Here is a 20,737-nt window from a genome sequence, read left to right on the forward strand (position 1 = left end):
TTCTTAGCAATTGTCTATTGTTCTTCCGAAAAAACGGTCGTCTTTATCCGTTCTTCCTCCATCTTCCATTGGAAATTCTTTTCGCATTGGAAAAGAAACCATCTCATCCATATTCAAAATACGTTTCAATTGAGGATGACCTATGAAGTTGATACCGTAAAAATCGTAAGTTTCTCTTTCCATCCAGTTTGCACTTAGGAAAATAGAAGATACTGTTTTGATTTCAGGCGTTTCTCCGTTGATGTATACCTTAATTTTGATTCTTATGTTTTCATACCAATTGTGTAAGTGGTAGACCACTGCAAACTGGCGATCCGCTTCGTTTTCAGGATAATGTATAGCACATAAATCAGTCAAAAAGTTAAAACGGGTAGTTTCATCGTTTTTCAAAAAAAGAATAACAGCAGTAATTTTATCTGCGTTTACTTCAAATGAAAAAATATCCTTTTCTTGTTGATATTGGAAAACAGCAGAACCAAAAGTTTCTGTTAATTTATCCTGGATTTGGGTTGTGTCTAAAGCCATTTTATTTGATGTTATAAGAAGCTAATAATTCTTGATATTCAGGAGAATTTCTTCTTCTTACCGACTCATTTTTAACTATTTCTTGTAATTTCATTACGCCATCTACAATTTGTTCCGGCCTTGGAGGACATCCAGGAACGTAAACATCCACAGGAATTACTTTGTCGATTCCTTGTAAAACAGAGTAAGTATCAAAAATACCACCTGAAGAAGCACAAGCGCCAACAGCAATTACCCAACGAGGTTCTGCCATTTGTTCGTAAACCTGACGTAAAATAGGCGCCATCTTTTTAGAAATCGTTCCCATTACCATCAACATATCAGCTTGACGTGGAGAGAAACTCACACGCTCAGAACCGAATCGTGCCAAATCATAATGTGAAGCCATAGTTGCCATAAACTCAATACCACAACATGAAGTTGCGAAAGGTAAAGGCCATAGTGAATTAGCGCGTGCTAATCCTACTACATCATTCAGTTTTGTAGCGAAAAATCCTTCTCCTACAACACCTTCTGGCGGCTCAACCATATTTATATTTGAATTGCTCATTTTTTTAATTTTGAATTATAAATTTTAAATTTTAAATTTTGAAATCATTCATAATTTAAAATTCAACATATAAAATAATTGTTTATTCCCACTCTAATGCTTTCTTTTTGATGATGTAGAAAAACCCTACCAAAAGTAAAAGCATAAATACGATCATTTTCATCATTCCTTCCATACCTAATTCCTTGAAATTAATAGCCCATGGATAAAGGAAGATAACCTCTACATCGAATAATACAAATAAAATAGCTACAAGGAAATATTTTACTGAAAAGGGTATGCGTGCATTTCCTACAGATTCAATACCACATTCAAAGTTGGCGTCTTTAATTTTAGAGGATCTTTTAGGTCCTAATTTACCGGATATAATAATTGTCCCTATGACAAAGCCCACAGCTAAAAGGAGCTGCATTAAAATAGGAATATAATTTAATTGATCAGATTGCATATTTATCGATTTTTTGTACTAAAATAAACCACAAAGATAGGTTTAGGGGATTTAAAACACAAGTGTAATGCAAGTTTAAGTTGGAATTGAATTGCGATTACTTCTTAATTTTTAATGATTATAAATAAAGGGTTTTATATTTCATTTGTTTCATAAGAATTTTCACAATTAAGCAAAAAAAAACGTTCCGAAATAAATCGGAACGTTTTGAACATTCGTAGGCTTTATAAATAAATTTATAAGCTTAGATAACTGCTACTTTCGCAGCAACTTTTCCTTTTCTTCCTTCTTCTTCTTCATAGCTAACTCTGTCACCTTCGCGTAATTCTTCCGCGTTGATTCCTGAAGCATGAACAAAAATGTCTTTTCCTGTTTCTTCGTCTGTAATGAATCCGTAACCTTTAGATTCATTGAAAAATTTAACTGTACCTGTACGCATTGTAATAGTAATAATAATTTATAATGAGGCAAATGTAATATTTAATATCATACGAATGATATTATTGTGCGTTTTTTTGTAAAAATAATTGATATTCAGCGTTTTGGTGCTTAAATACGGTCTATTTTTATATGCAATTCCTTTAATTGTGCGTCGTCAATTGTAGCTGGAGCGTCTATCATTACGTCTCTTCCGGAGTTGTTTTTTGGAAATGCAATGAAATCACGTATCGTTTCTTGTCCTCCAAGAATAGCTACTAATCGATCCAGTCCAAAAGCTAATCCTCCATGAGGGGGAGCTCCAAATTGGAATGCATCCATCAAGAAACCGAATTGTGCTTTGGCTTCTTCATCAGTAAATCCTAAATATTTGAACATTAATTGCTGGGTTGCCTTGTCGTGAATACGAATTGATCCTCCTCCAATTTCGTTTCCGTTCAATACCATATCATAAGCATTAGCACGTACTTTTCCAGGATCAGTTTCTAATAAGTGCATGTCTTCCGGTTTAGGAGAAGTAAATGGATGGTGCATCGCGTGGTAACGACCGCTTTCTTCATCAAATTCCAATAAAGGGAAATCAACTACCCATAATGGTGCAAATTCCGTTGGTATTCTCAATCCTAAACGAGTGGCTAATTCCATTCTCAAGGCACTAAGTTGTGTTCTAGTTTTATCAGCAGGACCGGATAATACAAAAATCATATCTCCAGCTTGTGCGCCAGTAGTTTTTGCCCAATTTGACAAATCGCCTTGATCGTAGAATTTATCTACTGATGATTTATAGGTTCCGTCTTCGTTGCATTTTACATACACCATTCCAGAAGCACCTACTTGTGGGCGTTTTACCCATTCGATTAATGCGTCAATTTCTTTTCTAGTATAATTTCCAGCTCCAGGAACTGCAATTCCAACTACTAATTCAGCAGCATTGAAAACAGGGAATTCCTTGCTTTTTGCCACTTCATTCAATTCGCCAAATTCCATTCCGAAACGAATGTCCGGTTTGTCATTTCCGTATGTTTTCATAGCGTGCTCGTATGTCATACGAGGAAACTTGTCTACTTCAATACCTTTGATTTCTTTTAGTAAATGACGCGTTAGTCCTTCAAAAACATTTAAAATGTCTTCTTGTTCCACAAATGCCATTTCGCAATCGATTTGTGTGAATTCCGGTTGTCTGTCAGCACGTAAATCTTCATCACGGAAACATTTCACGATTTGGAAATATTTGTCCATTCCACCTACCATCAATAATTGCTTGAAGGTTTGTGGGGATTGTGGTAAAGCATAAAATTGCCCTTCGTTCATTCGAGAAGGAACAACAAAATCTCTAGCTCCCTCAGGAGTTGATTTGATTAAGTAAGGTGTTTCCACTTCGCAAAAATCTAAATCCGAAAGATATTTACGCACTTCCATTGCTACTTTATGACGGAATAACAAGCTGTTTTTCACAGGATTTCTTCTAATGTCCAAGTAACGGTATTTCATTCTGATGTCTTCACCACCATCCGTTTCATCTTCAATAGTGAAAGGAGGGGTCAAGGCAGCATTCAATATATTTAGTTCAGTAACTAAAATTTCAATTTCTCCAGTTGCAATGTTTTTGTTTTTGGCTTCACGCTCAATAACAGTTCCTTTTACCTGAATCACGAATTCACGACCTAGTGTTTTTGCCAATTCAAATACCGTTTTTTCGGTACGACCTTCGTCAAAAATAAGCTGGGTAATTCCGTAACGATCACGTAAATCGATCCAGTTCATAAAACCTTTATCTCTGGATTTCTGAACCCAACCCGCAAGTGTAACTTCAGTATTTATATGTGAGGCGTTTAATTCGCCACAGTTATGACTTCTATACATAATCAATTATTTGTTTTAAACCCTTTTGTATAAAGGGTTGTTCTTTGTCAAGTACCGTATGGTAACCAAAACCGTATTAATTTACGTCGGCAAAGGTATTAAAAAGGCTTCTTATTTTAGTCCTTTAGTTTGAATTTCGCAAAGATGTTTTATTAGATATTGTTTCTTTCTACCGATTCTGGTAAATCGTATTTTACTTTCTTTTTCATATTTTAGCATCGTCCCTTTGGAAATACCTAAAATGGTTTGCGCTTCTTTAAAGTTGACTGATATTATCATCTGACCCTGATTTGTATTTTCTTTCATGCATTCTACATTAATCCCACATCTTTGTTAATGTGGTACAGTTATATGTAGTAATGGCATGAAAGTTTCTTTTTTGAATTATCTTTTTGATACCCATTGTGGTTATTCTCTTTTATGTATGTCTGAGGTAGCTTGGTTTTCTGCTTTATCTACGGGGTTATTCAGAAAAAACAACTCATCAACTCACCATTGATTAATCATATTAAGATTCAAATCAATCATTTACACATAAGAGGCATAGAATAGCAAGTTCTAAATAAATCAATTTTGTATATTTTTGTATATTCTTTTATGTTTTCTTTCTGTTTTCCCGTAGTACTAAATCGTCAAATACATAGCGATTCTGTAGCCGTTTTTTACAAAATGATGGAATATTGTAAAAACATAGATTTTAACAACAAAACTATCCACTGTTGCTAATTTATTTTTTGGACTTCATTATGAAGTATCTAAATTAATTTTAAAAAGTCTTAATTGTTTTTTAGAAAAATAGAATGATATGCTACAAAGAAGGGCTAATCCGATGTTTTTCTAATCTTGATTACCAATGGATTCATTAAAGCAACCCACTCTCTATTTCATCAATTAAGATTAGAAAATTATCTAAATTTAGTTCATCATCATCGGTCCATATCTCGAAATATCGTTGATATTGAATGATTAAAGTAAGGTGTTCGAGATTGTTTTGGATTTGCAACGGCATGAATTTGTGGCCATATTTTGATTGTTGTCGTATTTCAACCTTCATTTTTTCCGTGTCAAAATAACCAGTATTTATGCTACCTGCTGTAAGGTCAATATAAATAGTTCCGTCAAATTCCTTAAACCCAATCAAATTTTTCAAATAATTTGAATGTGCGTGAAGATCTCCCTTAAACCTTTCGGGTACGCCAGTAAAATCCGTTAGTTGGTTGTGAGAGCAGATTAGGTTACCAAAAAAGTCTATAGGACACCCATGCAAAGATTTTAGCCTATTCATTTTGCAAATTAATTCTCTTCCGATCTCTGGTGCACAGCCATGCAGATCCGTTAATTTATTACGACTACAGTCATAAGTTCCACCCACAGATTTAGGACCATATTTTAATGTGGTCAACTCATTATTATCACAATTGAAATCATATCTGACATGAGTAGGTGATCCTTTCAAAGATTGCAATGCAAGTCCACCACAATTAAATGAGCCATAAATTTTTCCAAATTTTAGAGGTATATAATCCAAGCTGGAATATTTGATATCCACATCACCATGCACGTCGATTGCTCCCATAGAACTGATTGTATATGTTCCCAAGCCCAAAGAGATGTTGAATTTTCTCATGATTGTATTAACCTCAACCCTATTTATGATTCTCCGTTTCCTCATTTCTTTAGCTTTAATACCTGCTAATTTAAAAAATGAAATGCAGAATAGCCAGCGATTAATAACTACATTGATTTACTTATTAGCACCTTTACTGATATAATTGAGGAACTTGGTATGATTACCTATTTTTGACATATGCATGTTTTTCTTATAACAAAGTTTTCTTTTAAGCTTAAAGCTAAGCATATCCCTAACATCATCAATAACTTCAAAAGGTGCCGTTGTCCCTAAATGAATATGGTAACTATTCTCCTTTTTTCCTGTTTCGACGCTATAAATAGTCCGATACGGACAGAGATGTTCACATAAATACATTCCAATTTGATCATAATAATCTGCTGTATGATCATCATGTAAATTAATGGTGATTTCATTTATATAATAGATTTTTTTATGTGTTTTAAGCCTTCTTTTTGCCCTAAATAAATCAATTAGTGAGATGTGTATATGCCACTTATTACTCTTAAATTCGGCTAGTGCGCCATCTTCAATCTTACCTACTTTAATCTTACCTTCCTTTATTAATTTCTTAAGTCTATTTTTTATCATCCGATATTTTAGATCAGTGAAATTGTTTTTTTCTATTTGAATAAGCGAGTAATAGATTGCGGTCATGTTATATAGTTATATTTTAGATATATATAAAACATTATAGGTAGCACGGAGGATACGCAAGATTTATATTTTATCTAAAACTATATATTAAAGAGAAACTGCCCCTTTATCACTTTTTTTAATAAATAATCAAATAAACAATGTAACTATCTGAAATACAACAATATAAAATTTAATATATTTAATTATTTTTTTAAAGAACAGGGAGGTTACATCGATTGAATGTAGAATACATTCGATTATATCCCAAAATAGAGATAATTCATATTGCCCCTTCTAATTTTCAAGATATTCTTAGTGCCCCCTTATAAATTGTAGAAAACGATAATGAATAACTTTCTAGTTTGTTAAAAGTATTGAGGATTTTCTATTCGAAGTAAATCTTAAATGCTTGAAACTATTTCATTACTATCATCTAATAAATCAGTAATAATCCCCCAATTTTCAAGATGCTTTTCTTCCTTATCACCAAACATACGCATCGGGTTATCATTATGTTCTTTACCATTTTTACCTGGTGTCTCTAACCAATTTACATGACCTTTTCTAACTTCTTCAGCAAGCTTCACACTAGAGATTATGTAGAAATTTGGTCTTTCGCCGTCCTTCTTCATATTAACGAAAACAAAGATCAGGTTGTCACTATGCACATCTTCATTTTTTTTGGACAACAGCCACCCTTTTCGTTTGTTATGCTGATTAGTTTTTACTTGTATTCCTATCGATTTAAAGGAATCTTCTGATGAAGCTAGAATATCTACACCAGCAGTGTTTTTCAACGTAATTAAGGCTATATACCCCCTTCTTGATAGCTCCGCTGCCACATAATAGGTCCCAGCTATTCCAGATAAATTTCGTGATATTGTCATTTAGTTCTGATCATTAATTGAATTAAAATAAATCATCTTCTTCATTGTTGAAGTCCTCTTTTTCTTCATTTGGAAGCTCTTCATCAGAAGGCTCTTCATCAGGAAACTCTTCATCAGGAAGCTCTTCATGAGGACGGTCTTCGTTAGGGCGGTCTTCATCAAAGCTGTTTTTAGGAATGAACCAGTGTTTGCTAATATCACTATTTGCGCTATTAGGTAATGGATCAGCATCATTCACTTTGAAAAGAGTTGGGATCTGGACAGAACTACCAAACACCAATGCATGTTGAGTAGGAATTGACGGTAGGCGAAACAAGATATTAGATGAAATGTGTGGTGTCATCTGTCTTATGTGGTTCAAATCATCGGGGTTTTGTATTCTATGTACAATAAAATTGCTGCATTGCGATAAAACAGTTTTAGATAGTTCACTGGGTCTCTGAGATGAAACCATTAAGAATAAGCCATACTTTCTTCCTTCCTTAGCAACTCTTTCAAAAATTTTATTTGCTTCACCGAAATGTGAATTCTTATTCTCAGAAATATATCGATGTGCTTCTTCCAGAATCAAATTTACAGGAAATGAGTTTCTTTCATGAATGGATTTTATTCTTTCAAAAAGCATACGAGTAACAACGCATGAAACAACTTCAACAACCTCATCCTCTGCGGAATTTAAATCAATTACTGTAATTTGAGTCTGTTTTTTGTTTTTTTTGACTCCCAATAATTCATCCAGAAATCGTCTCTTCTTGATATCATCTTCATTTTGAGAAAGAAAGTTAAATTCGTGTCTTTCTTTCAAGCTTTTGAAACGAGTGATTAATGAAGAGCAATAATCACGTATTTGTTTATTGCCATATGCCTCCTCATGTAAAATTGCAATATCCAGGGCATCTTCCAATGTATTAAATGAAAATTTTGTGTCTGGATTAACTTCTGGAATTTTAATTCTGTTAGATAAGAATTTATACTCTCCAGATTCTTCCACTTGTTCAATATATTGAATTAATTGATCTGCTCCAACCAGCCCTCCGTAGTTTACGATTAAACAGTTGTTGATCGTACAATCTACTGTAACCCTATCATATTTTAACTGTGTCAGCACAGTAGCATTAGCATCCAAATAACTAAACTGTTTAGAAAGTTCAATGTCGACAGTTTTGTATTTATTTAAAATAGATATGATCCTATCCCTTTTAGAAGGACTACCAATATCCGATCTTAATATTTGACCAATAGCTGTAGCTAGAATAAAGTTTAATTGCTGTTTAAATTCTTTTGAATTTTGGTTTTGCTCGTTAATTAGAATTGCAATACCTAATGCTTTTCTCAATATCGGCAATTGAGTTTTTTCAGATGCTTGTAATAATAAGGCCCACTCATCAATATTTAAAAACCAATGGGGTAATTTGAAACTGTCGTACTCAATTGTTTCTGTTATATCTTCTTTATATTCAAACGATTCATTGCTTTTTGTTTCATTGATAGAATAATATTTGACTTCAATATCATCATTTCCAAGTTGACTAAATGCCTTGTGGTATTCACCATTAACATCAAAAAATATAAATGAGGCACCAACAGCACTATAATTATCTTTGTTGAATAGTGTTTGAATCATTGATGATATGGTGCATGATTTCCCACTACCAGTATTACCGAGTACGGCAGAATGAGCACCAAAGAATTCATTTATATTTACTTTTACCTTATAATCTGGAAAAATGGTTGAAGTACCTATTTCTAACAGTTTTAACTTCGTTGGACCAGTTATTTCCTGCACTGGAATTTCATCATCGTTGTATTCAAAAATAATATCTAGCTCTTCCTTTTTTATATATAGTACATCAGTGTATAAAGTTGGAAATATTGATACACCATATCTAAATTTCCCTTTTTGAATAGTCCCAATAGGGTTTATGTCCAGATACTTTACAGAATTAGATTTATTAAGAATTTGCTCTTTCTCTCCCTGCCACTTTACATCTGAATCTCTTTCTCTTACTCCAAAAATTTCAGCAACGATGTAGAAATCTTGATTGGGTAATATAACGTATCCATTTATCTGAGCGTACTGATAGATGTCTTCAAAGCCATTGGTTGTAAAGTTTATTGACTGGTTTAATAATTCAACGGTGAATTTGTCAGAGTTGATGCTAATTAGTTTCCCGATTACTCTTTGCTTATCATCTTTAATCATTTCCTTCTCCTTTAGTCCTAAGTAATTCTATAAGATTTTTATTGGCTTCCTCAATCTTATCCTGTGTATAGTCTGGGAATAAATCATTTGCAATGGTGTCAAAGAAATGTAATCCTTTATGACCATCCTCTATAATCACATTCCGATCCGTATCATTATCAACTTCCGTATCGGAGCCTATTATCCATATCCTAGGGTCATTCAAATTTTTTAGTTTTTCAATATTTTTGCGAGCTGGTTCATATTTACCGCCGACATAATATCCCATATCAGAAAAAATAACCAATCTGAAAGACGGAATGGTTAATGCCTGATATATAATATTATTGATATGTTCGTCACCAAAACTAAATCCCATTGTTACTAATGTGCTTTGCTTCTGTGTTATCCTTTTTTGAAACTCTCTGAATAAATCAGCATACGGTGATCCTAAACTTGCGTTTTGTTTTAACGGTGATGGATAGATCATATAATTAGCTTCAGTCTTTAATCGATCAAAGTTTACATCCTGTATTTCTTGAATGCTAAAAAGCTTGTTGTTACTTTCTTTTTCTACCCAGTTCACCGAGCCATGAATTTTAAACAAATAGATAAAACTATCGATTATACTCCATTTTAGAGAGCTAATATCCATTTGTTCCGCAAGTGCATAATTGAAAATCGACGGGTTAAAGAATCGTTCGACAAAACCAGAAAAGCCATTGGTATATGAAATTCCTAAGTTATCCATTGCACGTTCTGAAAACAAATCATAATTGGTCGTAAAGACATTTGGCTTTTGCAAATTACTATCTCTCAAAGAAAGCTTTCGGTAAAACTGCTGATACGTTTCTACAATGTCACCATCTTCTCCTTTATTCTTTTCGTTTAAACATTCATACAATATATACTCCTTTGTTCTTTTGATTATTTTATTTAAATCTTCGAGGTCTTGATCAAAGGCTGATTCTTTAGCTTCCTGAAGTTTTTCTAAATAAAATCTAAAGCTATATAGTGTACCCAAAAAGGTTTCCAGATTTGTTCTAAAAGGCTCGTTCTTATAATTGATTTTAAATTTTTCTAGAATTTCAATATGTTCAGTTTCAAAAACCTTATCCTTTAAATCTGGATGAATATCATCTTTCGGTTCGAATAAATTATCTGCTAATTGCTTCATTGTTGGGATGCCGTTGACTCCTAACGAGCAGCCGGAACCAATCAAAAAAGAAAGATTTCGGGTGTCTAGAATCTTAGATAGATCCTTTTTAATGGTTTCCCTTATCTTGTCAAAATCCTGCTCTTGTGTAATAATATTTTGATTTCCTTTATAAAAAAAATGCTTCATTTATACTTGTATTTTGATTCATTAGCATACATTACCAGTAGCTAACACAGATTATTCTTATTTTAGCTATTCTCCACAATTTTAATTTCCTCTTCACTCAAGCCATAAAGTTCATACACCATTCTATCAATTTCTCTATCAACCTTATTAATTTCTTGCTTGATTATTTGTGCTTGACTTTTGTAATCCTCAAAAAGATCCATCCAGCCTATTTCAGCTTTTTTGGTAAGCGGTGCTCCATTGTGTTTTTTGATGGCCTTGTTTATTTCTTTAATGAAATTAGCAAATGATGAATCGTCCCAGTTTTGAAGTTTGTTTGATAATTTTTGAATATTGAGTTGTCCTGAAAAATACCGTGCAAATTTCTTATTGATGTTTTTATGTTCAATATTCAGCAATAAAATCATATCAACTTTAATTGATAATTCAGCACTTAAAATTTTAGGAATAGGAATAAGTCCAAAATATTTCCATATTAATTGGCATCCATTTTGAATTTGTGTGCAAAATTTAGTTATTAACCACCATCCCATTTTAGAATTTAGTACTCCTAATAATGCTTTGTTATCCGAAGGAATTATCCACATTGAGTCATTACAATAAAGCTCCTGATCGTCAAAAATAAAACAAGGTTTAACTTGAAATTTTTGATACATTATTTTAGGCTTTCTATATAAATCTAAATATTTTTTTGATGGGTTGTTGTCTAGTTCCAACCAATGATGCTGTCCAGAAAATGGTTTCTCAATGGTTACCTTACTTCCGTTACATTGCCCTCTTTTCTTTAATTTGTATTCGTATTGCATTAGGTGATTAAAAATAGCTGGATATTCATTTTCTAAATATTTATAGCTCCCAAATGATGCTAATATTATGTTATCAAGGTCAGATTCGTCAGGCTTACCATATCTTTTTATATTTCTACCCCGTAGAATAGACCCAATAAGTGCGGCCGAATTATTATCCTCCATAATTATTTTATCCTTAACATCATCGGTAATTAAGAAAGCTTCTGTTAAGCCAAATTTAATTCCATAATATGCTTCCCCATTAACAAATTCGTCTAATGTTTTGCATTTTGCTTTCAAATCGGACAATAGTGTATGTTCCTTGTTTGATGATATAACCCAAGTGTCGCCACTAAATTTTGAAGTTTCAAAGATCTCTTGTGACAATATTATATTTGTATCAAAATCAAGAATGTCTTTCTGTAAAGTGGAAACCTTAAAGGAATTACTCGGGTCAGACTTTTGAGAAATGAAAACACAGGGGTATGTAGTTGCACCTTCAAAAATTTGAATATCACCAAAATCTATAAGTTGAATCATTTTGTATTTCAAAAAATATTCTCTTAATGACCTGCCATATCCAGCTTGAAACCATTTATTGGGCATGATATACGAGAGCATCCCATTAGGTTTAAGCAATTCAAATCCTTTCTCTACAAAAATGCAGTATAGATCTCCCTTCTTATTGAATGTTTTGTACCTTTTTTTTTCTAGTGCTTCTGATGTTTCTTTAATTTTTTCTAAATTCACATAGGGTGGATTGCCAATAATAACATCAAAACCACCATTAGTAAACACCTCAGGAAATTCTTCCTTCCAATTAAATGCTTTATCGCCAGCATCCGTTTTACTATCAATCAGTGAATTTCCACATTTGATATTATTATTCAAACTCGTTAGCTTTCGTTTAGGTTGGGCAGTTCGAAGCCATAATGATAATTTAGCAATTTCGATACTTTCCTCGTTAAGATCAACACCATATATATTATGTTCCAAGATTTGGTTTTCAATGTCGGGGAACGCGAAGCCTCCACCAAATAATTGTTTGGTGAGTTCGTCTATATAGGCGTGTTCTTTAATTAGGAAATCTAAAGCTTGGTTGAGAAATGCACCAGATCCGCATGCAATATCACAAATGGTTAATTGTAAGAGCCATTCTCGATAATCTTTAAGTTGTTGTTCTAGTTTGATAATGGTTGTTGCCTGCCTGTTCTTACGCCCTTTAGCATATTCCTCATCCGTTATACCAATTTCTTGCTTTTTCTCAGTACAGAGCTTGCCTATGGTGTTCTCGACGATGTATTTAGTAATGTATTTTGGCGTGTAAAAGACACCATCTTTCTTTCTTTTTGTTTTTTGTTTGTCGAAATCAGTACCTTCAATTTCAGCGTTTACACTTTCAATTTCATTTAGTGAATGTTCGAAAATATGTCCTAGGATATTAACATCAACTTGACTTTCAAAATCATAAGTTGACAACTTTATAGTATGACGGTATAACAAATCATCATCAATGATAACAGCATCTAAAATAGCATCAGGTTTGAATAAACCACCGTTATAAGCGAAGATTTCTTCTTTTTTGTCCGTTCCTTTTCGTCCAGTATCTAGATAATTGAAATATTGTTTGTAACGATCATACAGAGGAACAACCATGTCTAATTCTTTCAATTCCTGCCACTCCTTTAGTATGGTGTTAATTGAATTTGGTGATAGTAATCCACGGTCTTCGGCAAACAGAATAAATAGAAAACGGTCAATCAGTTTTTGTGATTTTTCAAACAGAATTAACTTTGAGGTTTTTTCCCCCAGCTCCATCAGCATAACGTTATTGCGGTTTTGTTTCACCAAATCACGATATAGTTCTCGCTTGAAAAGAGAATAATCCGCATAGAAAGTCTTAGTAATTTTTTCCTCCTCCACAATAGAATCTTCCTTTATTCTAAGGGGTTTATTGGCGAGTATATTGTCTTTAGACAAGCAGAGGTAGAAGAACTCAAATTGCACAGCAGTAAGCGTAAAAAGGTCAAATTCCTCGTAGTCAACGGCATTGTTTATGTAGAACCGTAGTTTTTCAAAATTTGAGGTGATCACATAAATACAACCCGTTTGGTTAGCTTTATAGTCAAATGCTTGCTGACGTATACTTTCCAGATCTTTTGTATTGGTGCCCTTTAGTTCAATGACTCCTAGTGCTTCACCATCTTTTAAGATTGCACCATCAACTTTTTTAGCCCCTTTAATATTCTTTAGCTCCGTGGTAAGGTTGAACTTTGGTGTCGGATTAAGGGTGTAGCCTAATATATCTACAAATAGTTCTCTAAGAAATCCTTCCTGAAATTGTTCTTCTTTACTGTTGCGAATGTTTGCTTGAATTGCGATATTATGAAAATACCTCGTATATTTTCTGTAAGCTTTTTGAACAGTAGCGGTGTCCTGTTGTTGCAAGTATTTTTTAAGGACGGAGGGTTGAAATAATGACATTGATTATGTTTTAACAATACTATACCAAAATAGCCTTTTTTCTTTAATATCAGACTTCCCTTAATAAAAAGTTATGCAGATGATATTAACTATTTGAGCGGCTAGTCAACACAAACTTCTCATATTTGAGATAATACTTTTCCGACGTAATTTGAGTCCATAAAAAGTAACCTATGGTTACATAATTCAATTTCCGAAATAAGTCTAGCTCTATCTCCGCTCCGCATTTTCATTTCGGTAGGGATGTCACAATAGAGCTTGACTCCACATTCAAGTACTACGCATGATTTTCTTACAACAGACTCTTTTCCGTGCCAGACATATAGGAATCTGTCTTCAATCGGATTCTGAACAATCTGGGACAATGTAATTTTGGAATTTATGAATTCCAGCAACTGATTAAAGGATATTAAAAAATATACGGAGCCAACACAGCTGTTCATTCTAGCACGAAATGTTAGCCTGGGTTCAGCCAGTCCTTCCTCTTATATGTAATTGTAAAATATCACCCTCGCAATTAAGTACTGTGTATGAGTTTTTCATCTAATATATATAAAAAATGAATTCTTACTTTTGAGCTATAACCAGATCAATTACCATTTTCCAAAACTTTTGTCACTATTCTGTTTTTGAAATTGATGCTCAATATTTGAATAATGTTGTTTTGTTTCGGTCTACTATTTTTTTTGCTTCTAAATAAAATATTTCCGCTCGATATAGCTTTTCGACTCTGACATATATGCTTACAGCTGTAGTACTTTCTATTTTTTTAGGGTGTGTAATTAGTGCTATTTTGTCTAAAGGCAAAAGATTATTTGCAAGATTCGTAACTAAAGTACTACGCAGGTTATGTTTTGAAAAATCTTTAGATTGTGGTACATTAAAATAAGCAAGGATTTTCTTAACAGTCTTGTTATAGGTCACTGAGCTGTAGTTCCATACGGGGAAGTGATCATTAACACATAATTTTTTCACACAATAAGGAAGTGGTATAAAACATTCTGTACCCGTTTTTCCCTGTTCAGAATCGATGTAACTATATCCATGTTTTGTGCATTTTGCTATAGGTTGACCACTACACCACGACATTGATTGAGTTCTCATTCCTGTTAGAGATGCAAGAATAATGTACTGCCTGGTGTTTTCCCATGTTTTGTTCTCAAATTTATGGTTAATAATCTCTAATAATTTATCTTCCTTCAAATAAAGATCGACTTTTGAATTGTCTAGTTTAACTTTCTTTAGGTCAATTTTTAATTTTTTATGGTTAGCTATCATCCCCAGTTTTTCTCCATTCTCTTGAGCTAATGTACACATTCGAAGCAAGCAACCCTGATAGCTGGAAAGCGTTCGAGGCTTGTACGGTACACCGATTTTCTTTATACGGTTATCATTTGCAAATTTCCATAAATCGTGAAATATTTGCTCCGTCAATTTTGCGAATGTAAGTTTACTTCCAATGTGGGTGTCGTATAAATTAATAATCGAATTAACCACAGGTAATTGTCGTACTGTATTGTGACTTAAACACTCACTTCTGCCTGTCCCTTGAATATTTTTTAGGAAGATTACGTGTTTTTCAATAAAGTTATGGACGGAACTAACAGTACGTGTATTCGCCATAGGGTCATATGCAAATGTCTTGACGATGAAATCAATAATTTCGTGATTCTCTGGATGCTCGTATTCATACCTATTAAATAGTGAAGTCATTACAGCGTCAAATTTCATTTGATTCTTGCGAAAGTCAAATGTTGGTATCAAATGTTCGTTAACTACTTTACTAGAATAGGTTATTCCATTTCCTGATTTTGTGATGTTGCCAAAATACGTGGGTTTTATTGATACCCCCAGGTTTACATATTGGCATTTCGATGTTGGTATACCGTCAACCTTATAAGAAGGTAATGATATTCGAACCCAAACTGGCTCTTGCTTGGTTCTTTTTTCTAAAGGTAATTTGCTACTCGGTTTTAAGTAGAAATTATAAGTCAGTCTCTTCATATTTTTGTAATTTACTGTTATAGCAAAAAACAAATCAAAAGTTTACAATAACCGTATAAAATTTTCTGGACATTAATATACTTTATTGGACTTTGTTGAACTGTAAATTTTTATATTTACAATGTAATCTTCTGATTTGCAATATAAACAACTCGTTTTTAGTTACTTGCAAAACAGCTTTTGACTTCTATACATTATCGAAAATTTTAGACTGCAAAAGTAAACACAAAAATTAAATTAATGCAAAAAACGAGAAAACTTCAAGAAATTAATTTTATGTTAATTTATTATTTGTCTTCGTAATTATAAATTAGATTTGTTTAGTAGTGTTTAAATTACATAATTATGAAAAAAATATTTTTTATCGGATTAGGAATGCTTTGCTCTGTTGTTAGTATAGCCCAAGTGAAAACTAAAATGTCTTTTCATGCTGAAATATCGAATAGAAATTCGGACTCGTTATTTATTCGAAACAGCACGAATGGAAATGTTATTAAAAGAATGGGTGTCAATAAAGAGGGCTTTTTTAAGGATAGCTTTAGTGTTGAGGAAGGGATTTACCTTTTATATGATGGCAAGGAGTATGCTAAAATATTCGTTAAAAATGGATATGATTTAAAACTTAAAATGGATGCTGCCCAATTTGATGAGTCTATGGTTTTCTCAGGTAGTGGAGCTGAAGAGAATAATGATTTAGTGCAAGGCGGACTTTTAGATGATAAATATGATTACAAATTACTTTTGGCTGCGGATGAAGTAACATTCAAAACATTGGTTGAAGATAAAAAATCTGTTGAATTTGCTCGTTTAGACAGGAAAAACTTGGACTCAAATTATAAAGCCCTTCAAAAAAAATATATTGAAGAGTCAATAGGCGGGGTAACGCAATATTATAATCAAATATTAGAGAATAATAAACTAAATGGTTCTATGTCTCCTAGTTTTAATTTTGATAATTATAAGGGTGGTAAAACGAAGCTAGAAGATTTTAAAGGGAAGTATGTTTATATCGATATTTGGGCTACTTGGTGTGGTCCTTGTATTGCTGAAATTCCGTCCCTTAAGAAAGTAGAAGGGAAGTACCACGATAAAAACATCGTTTTCTTAAGTATGTCAATAGACAAATTGAAAGATCTTGAGAAATGGAAGAATATGGTGAAAAGTAAAGAATTAGGTGGTGTGCAGGTTTTTGCCGATAATGATTTTAATTCTAAATTCATTCAAGATTATAAAGTTACAAGTATACCAAGATTTATTCTAATTGACCCAACTGGTAAAATTGTTAAAGCAGATGCTGAAAGACCATCATCTCCAAAACTGGAAGTGGAGTTAGACGCTCTTTTAAAATAAAATAGTTCTACAAAATCAAAAAGCCATTCGCGTGTTTGCGAATGGCTTTTTTTATGGAATAAATTCAGTATTCTTATTCTGGTTTCTCAATCAATACTTTTACTGCTAAATAGAACAGTAAGTGTTTAGTACATTATATTTTTACTTTTTTTGTGATCCTCCAAAGTTTGAATAGATTCACTAAATAATACAATACAGGCACCACAATTAAGGTTAGAAATGTTGCGAACACTAATCCGAATATAACGGTCCAGGCCAATGGTCCCCAGAATATTACATTATCTCCTCCCATATAAATTTTAGGGTCTAAATCACTAAACAATGAAAAGAAATCAATGTTGAAACCTATTGCTAATGGTATTAATCCTAATACCGTAGTTATAGCAGTTAATAAAACAGGCCGTAACCTTGCTTTACCACCACTTACGATGGCTTCAAATATATATTCCTTGTCTAAAATAGTACTTTCCGGTACGTTTAATTCTTCTTTTTTACGGCTCAGTAACAATTCAGTATAATCTAAGAGTACCACCCCGTTGTTCACTACAATTCCCGCCAATGAAATAATCCCCATCATAGTCATCATAATTACAAATGGCCATCCGGTAATCATTAAGCCTAAGAATACTCCAATAAAACTTAAAAACACGGCAACCATTATAATTGCTGGTTTTGAAATAGAATTAAATTGGAAAACTAATATAAGCATAATCAAGCCTAAGCCCGTAAAAAGGGCACCCATCAAGAAGGACATTTGTTTGTTTTGTTCTTCTATTTGCCCTGTAAAATCAAATTTCACGGATTTTGGAGCATCAAAATCTGCCATTTCAGCTTGAATTTGATTGACAACTGATCCTGCATCTGTAAAACCTGGAGACAAAGCGGAATACAATACAACTACTCGATTTAGATCTCTATGTTTAATTGCGCTAAAGGACGAGGTGTTCTTTTGGCTTGCCACTGTCGAAACAGGAATTTCTTTTAATTGGCCTGAAGCCATATCTCTAAAAGTTATATTTTGATTGAAAAGCGTACTTTGATTGTATCGGTCTTCATTATTAAATCTAACATTTATATCATAGTCTTCGCCTGATTCTTTATAAACTCCCGCTTTTTCTCCAAAAACAGAACGTCTTAATTGATTACCAACTTGACCCGCTGATATTCCCATTCCACCCGCTTTTTCACGATCAACCACTACTCTCATAGCTGGTTTTCCTTTGTTGACATCTACCTTTAGTTCGTCAATTCCAGGTACGTTTCTACCGTTAAGGAAATCTTTCATTTTTTCAGCAGTAACAATGAGTTCAGTATAATCTTTACCTTTAATCTCAATATTAATTGGGTATCCTGCTGGCGGACCTGCTTGGTCTTTTTCTACAGAAATTGAGATTCCAGGATAAATATCTTTTAAAGCTTCTTGGACTTTAAGTCTCATTTCTTCAGAATCTCTTCCGTTTCTATACTTGTATTCTTGCATTGAAACGGTAATCTTTGCTTTGTGTGGCATTTCTGCTGATGAACCTCCATCCGTTTGTGGATTTCCGGCGCCTTCTCCAACTTGGGAAACGGCTGATTCCACTAAATAGTTAGATTTAGTAGTCTCATCTACAAATTCTTTAGCATCAAGAACTGCGTAAACTCTTTTCTCAATGTCTTTTGTTATAGTGTTTGTTTTCTCAATATCAGTTCCCTGTGGGTATTCGACATACACTATAATTTGATTGGGTTTATTGTCAGGGAAAAATTCGACTTTTGTTCTCCCGCTTCCAACACTCCATCCAAAATAAGTTATCAGGACGATAAAAAACATAAAGAACATCACAATTACTACGATGTATGGTTTTTTACCGGTCAAGAAGAATTTCAATCCTTTTTCATAACTGTTTTCTAATTTATTTAAAGTGTTATTCTGAAATTTTAATGTTCTGTCTTTTATGACATATTTGTACAACCAAAACATTAAAACTGTAAATAACATTAATGATCCAAGACCTCGAACAGCTCCACCAAAAAAGAGGATCAAAAGGCCAAAAGAACCTAAAATTAAAGTCAGGCGGATTAACTGTTTCTTTGTTAATATTTTTTCGTTGATGTCCATAAACTGTGACACCATAACAGAGTTAAAAAAGATTGCTACAAATAATGAAGAACCTAATACTACCGAAAGGGTTATAGGGAAATAAACCATAAATTGTCCCATTACACCTGGCCACAAACCAAGAGGCACAAAGGCGGCCACGGTTGTAAGAGTAGAAATGATAATAGGCATGGCGATTTCACCAATTCCTTCTTTTGCGGCTTGCAAACGTCCCATTCCTTCGTCTTCCATTAATCTATAGACATTCTCGACAACTACAATTCCGTTATCGACAAGCATTCCCAGTCCCATAATAAGCCCAAATAGAATCATCGTGTTCATCGTGTAGCCTAAGGCGTCTAATACCATAAAGGACAAGAACATTGACATAGGTATGGCGAATCCAACAAATAGTGCATTTCTAAATCCTAGAAAAAACATTAAAACCCCTACCACAAGGACAATTCCAAAAATGACATTGTTTACAAGGTCATCCACTTGATTTAATGTTTTTGAAGAAGAATCATTTGATAGTGTTAAGTTTAAATCCTTCGGTAAAACATTTTCTTTTGCATTAGCAATAATTGTTTTAATTTTTTCCGAAGCTTCTATCATATTTTTTCCAGCTCTCTTTTTTACATCAAGCATCACAACACTTTTACCAAATTCTCTGGCGTAAGTGGTTTTGTCAACGTTTTTAAAGGTAACGGTAGCGACGTCTTTGAGGTAAACAGTTCCGTTTTGGGTTTTTACAACAAAGTTTTCTAAATCGGTTGGTTTTTCTATTTCTCCCTTAATGCTGATAGTTCTCCTTTGTCCGCTTGAAATTATATTTCCTGCTGACATCGTCACGTTTCCGTTTCGGATAGCGTTTATTACGTCATCAAAACTAACTTTTGAAGCCATCATTTTGAAAACATCTACGGCAACTTCAACTTCTTTTTCTTGGGCTCCACGAATGTTTACTTGTTTGATTTCGGCTAAGCCTTCGATTTCATCTTTTAAGTATTCACCAAATTCCTTCAATTTCTCTATTGGAAAATCACCCGATAGATTAATGTTCAAAATTGGAATTTCTTCGGAAAGATTTAAGTCAAAAACATTAGGTTCCACTTTTACTCCATTAAAAGTAGGCCAGTCTTCATTCGATTTTTTGGCGTCAACCTTGTCTTTTACTTTTTGTTTTGCGTCTTCAACTGAGATTTTCTCGTCAAATTCAACCGTAATTATTCCGTAATCTTCTTGAGAAGTCGAAACAATTTCAACAACATTGCTTATGTTCTTTATGTCTTCCTCAAGTGGATCTATGACAAGGCGCTCAATGTCTTCGGCTGTGTTACCGGGATAGATTGTGCTTATGTATATTTTTGTTTCTTTGATTTCCGGAAAATCCTCTCGCGGCATTGCGTAATAGGCTGAAATCCCCAAAACAAAAAACAATGCCATGATAACATAGACGGTCATTTTGTTGTCAATGGCTAATGATGACAGTTTGAATTCTTTGTTTTTATTGTTCGTGCTCAT

Annotated in this window: 15 protein-coding genes; 1 reads left to right on the plus strand and 14 read right to left on the minus strand. The window is 33.4% G+C overall.

Annotation, left to right across the window (positions count from 1 at the left end; translation table 11 throughout):
• Positions 1-3 precede the first annotated feature (3 nt).
• The 13 genes from FLAK523_RS04805 to FLAK523_RS04865 form a co-directional block, all read right to left on the minus strand.
• On the minus strand, positions 4-525 hold the full coding sequence (locus tag FLAK523_RS04805) for an NADH-quinone oxidoreductase subunit C (RefSeq protein WP_248907120.1): 522 nt from the start codon (positions 523-525) through the stop codon (positions 4-6).
• A 1-nt stretch (position 526) separates the two neighbouring features.
• The gene (locus tag FLAK523_RS04810; RefSeq protein ID WP_248907122.1) at positions 527-1,075 is read right to left on the minus strand and encodes an NADH-quinone oxidoreductase subunit B; all 549 of its coding nucleotides are present in this window, start codon (positions 1,073-1,075) and stop codon (positions 527-529) included.
• 82 nt (positions 1,076-1,157) lie between these two features.
• Positions 1,158-1,523, minus strand: a complete 366-nt coding sequence (locus tag FLAK523_RS04815; RefSeq protein WP_248907124.1) for an NADH-quinone oxidoreductase subunit A — start codon at positions 1,521-1,523, stop codon at positions 1,158-1,160.
• A gap of 244 nt (positions 1,524-1,767) precedes the next feature.
• The gene (locus FLAK523_RS04820) at positions 1,768-1,962 is read right to left on the minus strand and encodes a cold-shock protein (RefSeq protein ID WP_007137066.1); all 195 of its coding nucleotides are present in this window, start codon (positions 1,960-1,962) and stop codon (positions 1,768-1,770) included.
• A gap of 110 nt (positions 1,963-2,072) precedes the next feature.
• Positions 2,073-3,824 (minus strand): aspartate--tRNA ligase, encoded by a 1,752-nt coding sequence (aspS, locus tag FLAK523_RS04825; protein ID WP_248907126.1) that lies wholly within the window; start codon positions 3,822-3,824, stop codon positions 2,073-2,075.
• 111 nt (positions 3,825-3,935) lie between these two features.
• Positions 3,936-4,130, minus strand: a complete 195-nt coding sequence (locus FLAK523_RS04830) for a hypothetical protein (RefSeq protein ID WP_248907128.1) — start codon at positions 4,128-4,130, stop codon at positions 3,936-3,938.
• Positions 4,131-4,686: 556 nt separating this feature from the next.
• Positions 4,687-5,496, minus strand: a complete 810-nt coding sequence (locus FLAK523_RS04835) for a hypothetical protein (RefSeq protein WP_248907130.1) — start codon at positions 5,494-5,496, stop codon at positions 4,687-4,689.
• A 72-nt stretch (positions 5,497-5,568) separates the two neighbouring features.
• Positions 5,569-6,111 carry a hypothetical protein gene (locus FLAK523_RS04840; RefSeq protein WP_248907132.1) on the minus strand — a complete coding sequence of 181 codons (543 nt, stop codon included), beginning with the start codon at positions 6,109-6,111 and terminating at the stop codon, positions 5,569-5,571.
• A gap of 383 nt (positions 6,112-6,494) precedes the next feature.
• Positions 6,495-6,980, minus strand: a complete 486-nt coding sequence (locus FLAK523_RS04845; RefSeq protein WP_248907134.1) for a hypothetical protein — start codon at positions 6,978-6,980, stop codon at positions 6,495-6,497.
• 22 nt (positions 6,981-7,002) lie between these two features.
• On the minus strand, positions 7,003-9,183 hold the full coding sequence (locus FLAK523_RS04850) for an ATP-binding protein (protein WP_248907136.1): 2,181 nt from the start codon (positions 9,181-9,183) through the stop codon (positions 7,003-7,005).
• The gene (locus FLAK523_RS04855; protein ID WP_248907138.1) at positions 9,176-10,507 is read right to left on the minus strand and encodes an SIR2 family protein; all 1,332 of its coding nucleotides are present in this window, start codon (positions 10,505-10,507) and stop codon (positions 9,176-9,178) included. The genes FLAK523_RS04850 and FLAK523_RS04855 overlap by 8 nt, the downstream gene beginning before the upstream one ends.
• 62 nt (positions 10,508-10,569) lie before the next feature.
• On the minus strand, positions 10,570-13,779 hold the full coding sequence (locus FLAK523_RS04860) for an N-6 DNA methylase (protein ID WP_248907140.1): 3,210 nt from the start codon (positions 13,777-13,779) through the stop codon (positions 10,570-10,572).
• A gap of 642 nt (positions 13,780-14,421) precedes the next feature.
• The gene (locus tag FLAK523_RS04865) at positions 14,422-15,783 is read right to left on the minus strand and encodes a site-specific integrase (protein WP_248907142.1); all 1,362 of its coding nucleotides are present in this window, start codon (positions 15,781-15,783) and stop codon (positions 14,422-14,424) included.
• Positions 15,784-16,128: 345 nt separating this feature from the next.
• Here FLAK523_RS04865 and FLAK523_RS04870 point away from each other — a divergent pair, with 345 nt between their 5' ends.
• Positions 16,129-17,133, plus strand: a complete 1,005-nt coding sequence (locus tag FLAK523_RS04870) for a TlpA disulfide reductase family protein (RefSeq protein ID WP_248907145.1) — start codon at positions 16,129-16,131, stop codon at positions 17,131-17,133.
• Positions 17,134-17,266: 133 nt separating this feature from the next.
• Here the strand turns inward: FLAK523_RS04870 and FLAK523_RS04875 are convergent, their stop codons facing one another.
• Positions 17,267-20,737 carry an efflux RND transporter permease subunit gene (locus FLAK523_RS04875; RefSeq protein ID WP_248907147.1) on the minus strand — a complete coding sequence of 1,157 codons (3,471 nt, stop codon included), beginning with the start codon at positions 20,735-20,737 and terminating at the stop codon, positions 17,267-17,269.

The sequence above is a fragment of the Flavobacterium sp. K5-23 genome, assembly GCF_023278045.1.
GTDB lineage: Bacteria > Bacteroidota > Bacteroidia > Flavobacteriales > Flavobacteriaceae > Flavobacterium.

Excerpts from the sequence above, each read along its gene's own strand:
- FLAK523_RS04805 (WP_248907120.1), bottom strand. The coding sequence starts at position 525 with ATGGCTTTAGACACAACCCAAATCCAGGATAAATTAACAGAAACTTTT.
- FLAK523_RS04810 (WP_248907122.1), bottom strand. The coding sequence starts at position 1,075 with ATGAGCAATTCAAATATAAATATGGTTGAGCCGCCAGAAGGTGTTGTA.
- FLAK523_RS04815 (WP_248907124.1), bottom strand. The coding sequence starts at position 1,523 with ATGCAATCTGATCAATTAAATTATATTCCTATTTTAATGCAGCTCCTT.
- FLAK523_RS04820 (WP_007137066.1), bottom strand. The coding sequence starts at position 1,962 with ATGCGTACAGGTACAGTTAAATTTTTCAATGAATCTAAAGGTTACGGA.
- aspS (WP_248907126.1), bottom strand. The coding sequence starts at position 3,824 with ATGTATAGAAGTCATAACTGTGGCGAATTAAACGCCTCACATATAAAT.
- FLAK523_RS04830 (WP_248907128.1), bottom strand. The coding sequence starts at position 4,130 with ATGAAAGAAAATACAAATCAGGGTCAGATGATAATATCAGTCAACTTT.
- FLAK523_RS04835 (WP_248907130.1), bottom strand. The coding sequence starts at position 5,496 with ATGAGGAAACGGAGAATCATAAATAGGGTTGAGGTTAATACAATCATG.
- FLAK523_RS04840 (WP_248907132.1), bottom strand. The coding sequence starts at position 6,111 with ATGACCGCAATCTATTACTCGCTTATTCAAATAGAAAAAAACAATTTC.
- FLAK523_RS04845 (WP_248907134.1), bottom strand. The coding sequence starts at position 6,980 with ATGACAATATCACGAAATTTATCTGGAATAGCTGGGACCTATTATGTG.
- FLAK523_RS04850 (WP_248907136.1), bottom strand. The coding sequence starts at position 9,183 with ATGATTAAAGATGATAAGCAAAGAGTAATCGGGAAACTAATTAGCATC.
- FLAK523_RS04855 (WP_248907138.1), bottom strand. The coding sequence starts at position 10,507 with ATGAAGCATTTTTTTTATAAAGGAAATCAAAATATTATTACACAAGAG.
- FLAK523_RS04860 (WP_248907140.1), bottom strand. The coding sequence starts at position 13,779 with ATGTCATTATTTCAACCCTCCGTCCTTAAAAAATACTTGCAACAACAG.
- FLAK523_RS04865 (WP_248907142.1), bottom strand. The coding sequence starts at position 15,783 with ATGAAGAGACTGACTTATAATTTCTACTTAAAACCGAGTAGCAAATTA.
- FLAK523_RS04870 (WP_248907145.1), top strand. The coding sequence starts at position 16,129 with ATGAAAAAAATATTTTTTATCGGATTAGGAATGCTTTGCTCTGTTGTT.
- FLAK523_RS04875 (WP_248907147.1), bottom strand. The coding sequence starts at position 20,737 with ATGAGCACGAACAATAAAAACAAAGAATTCAAACTGTCATCATTAGCC.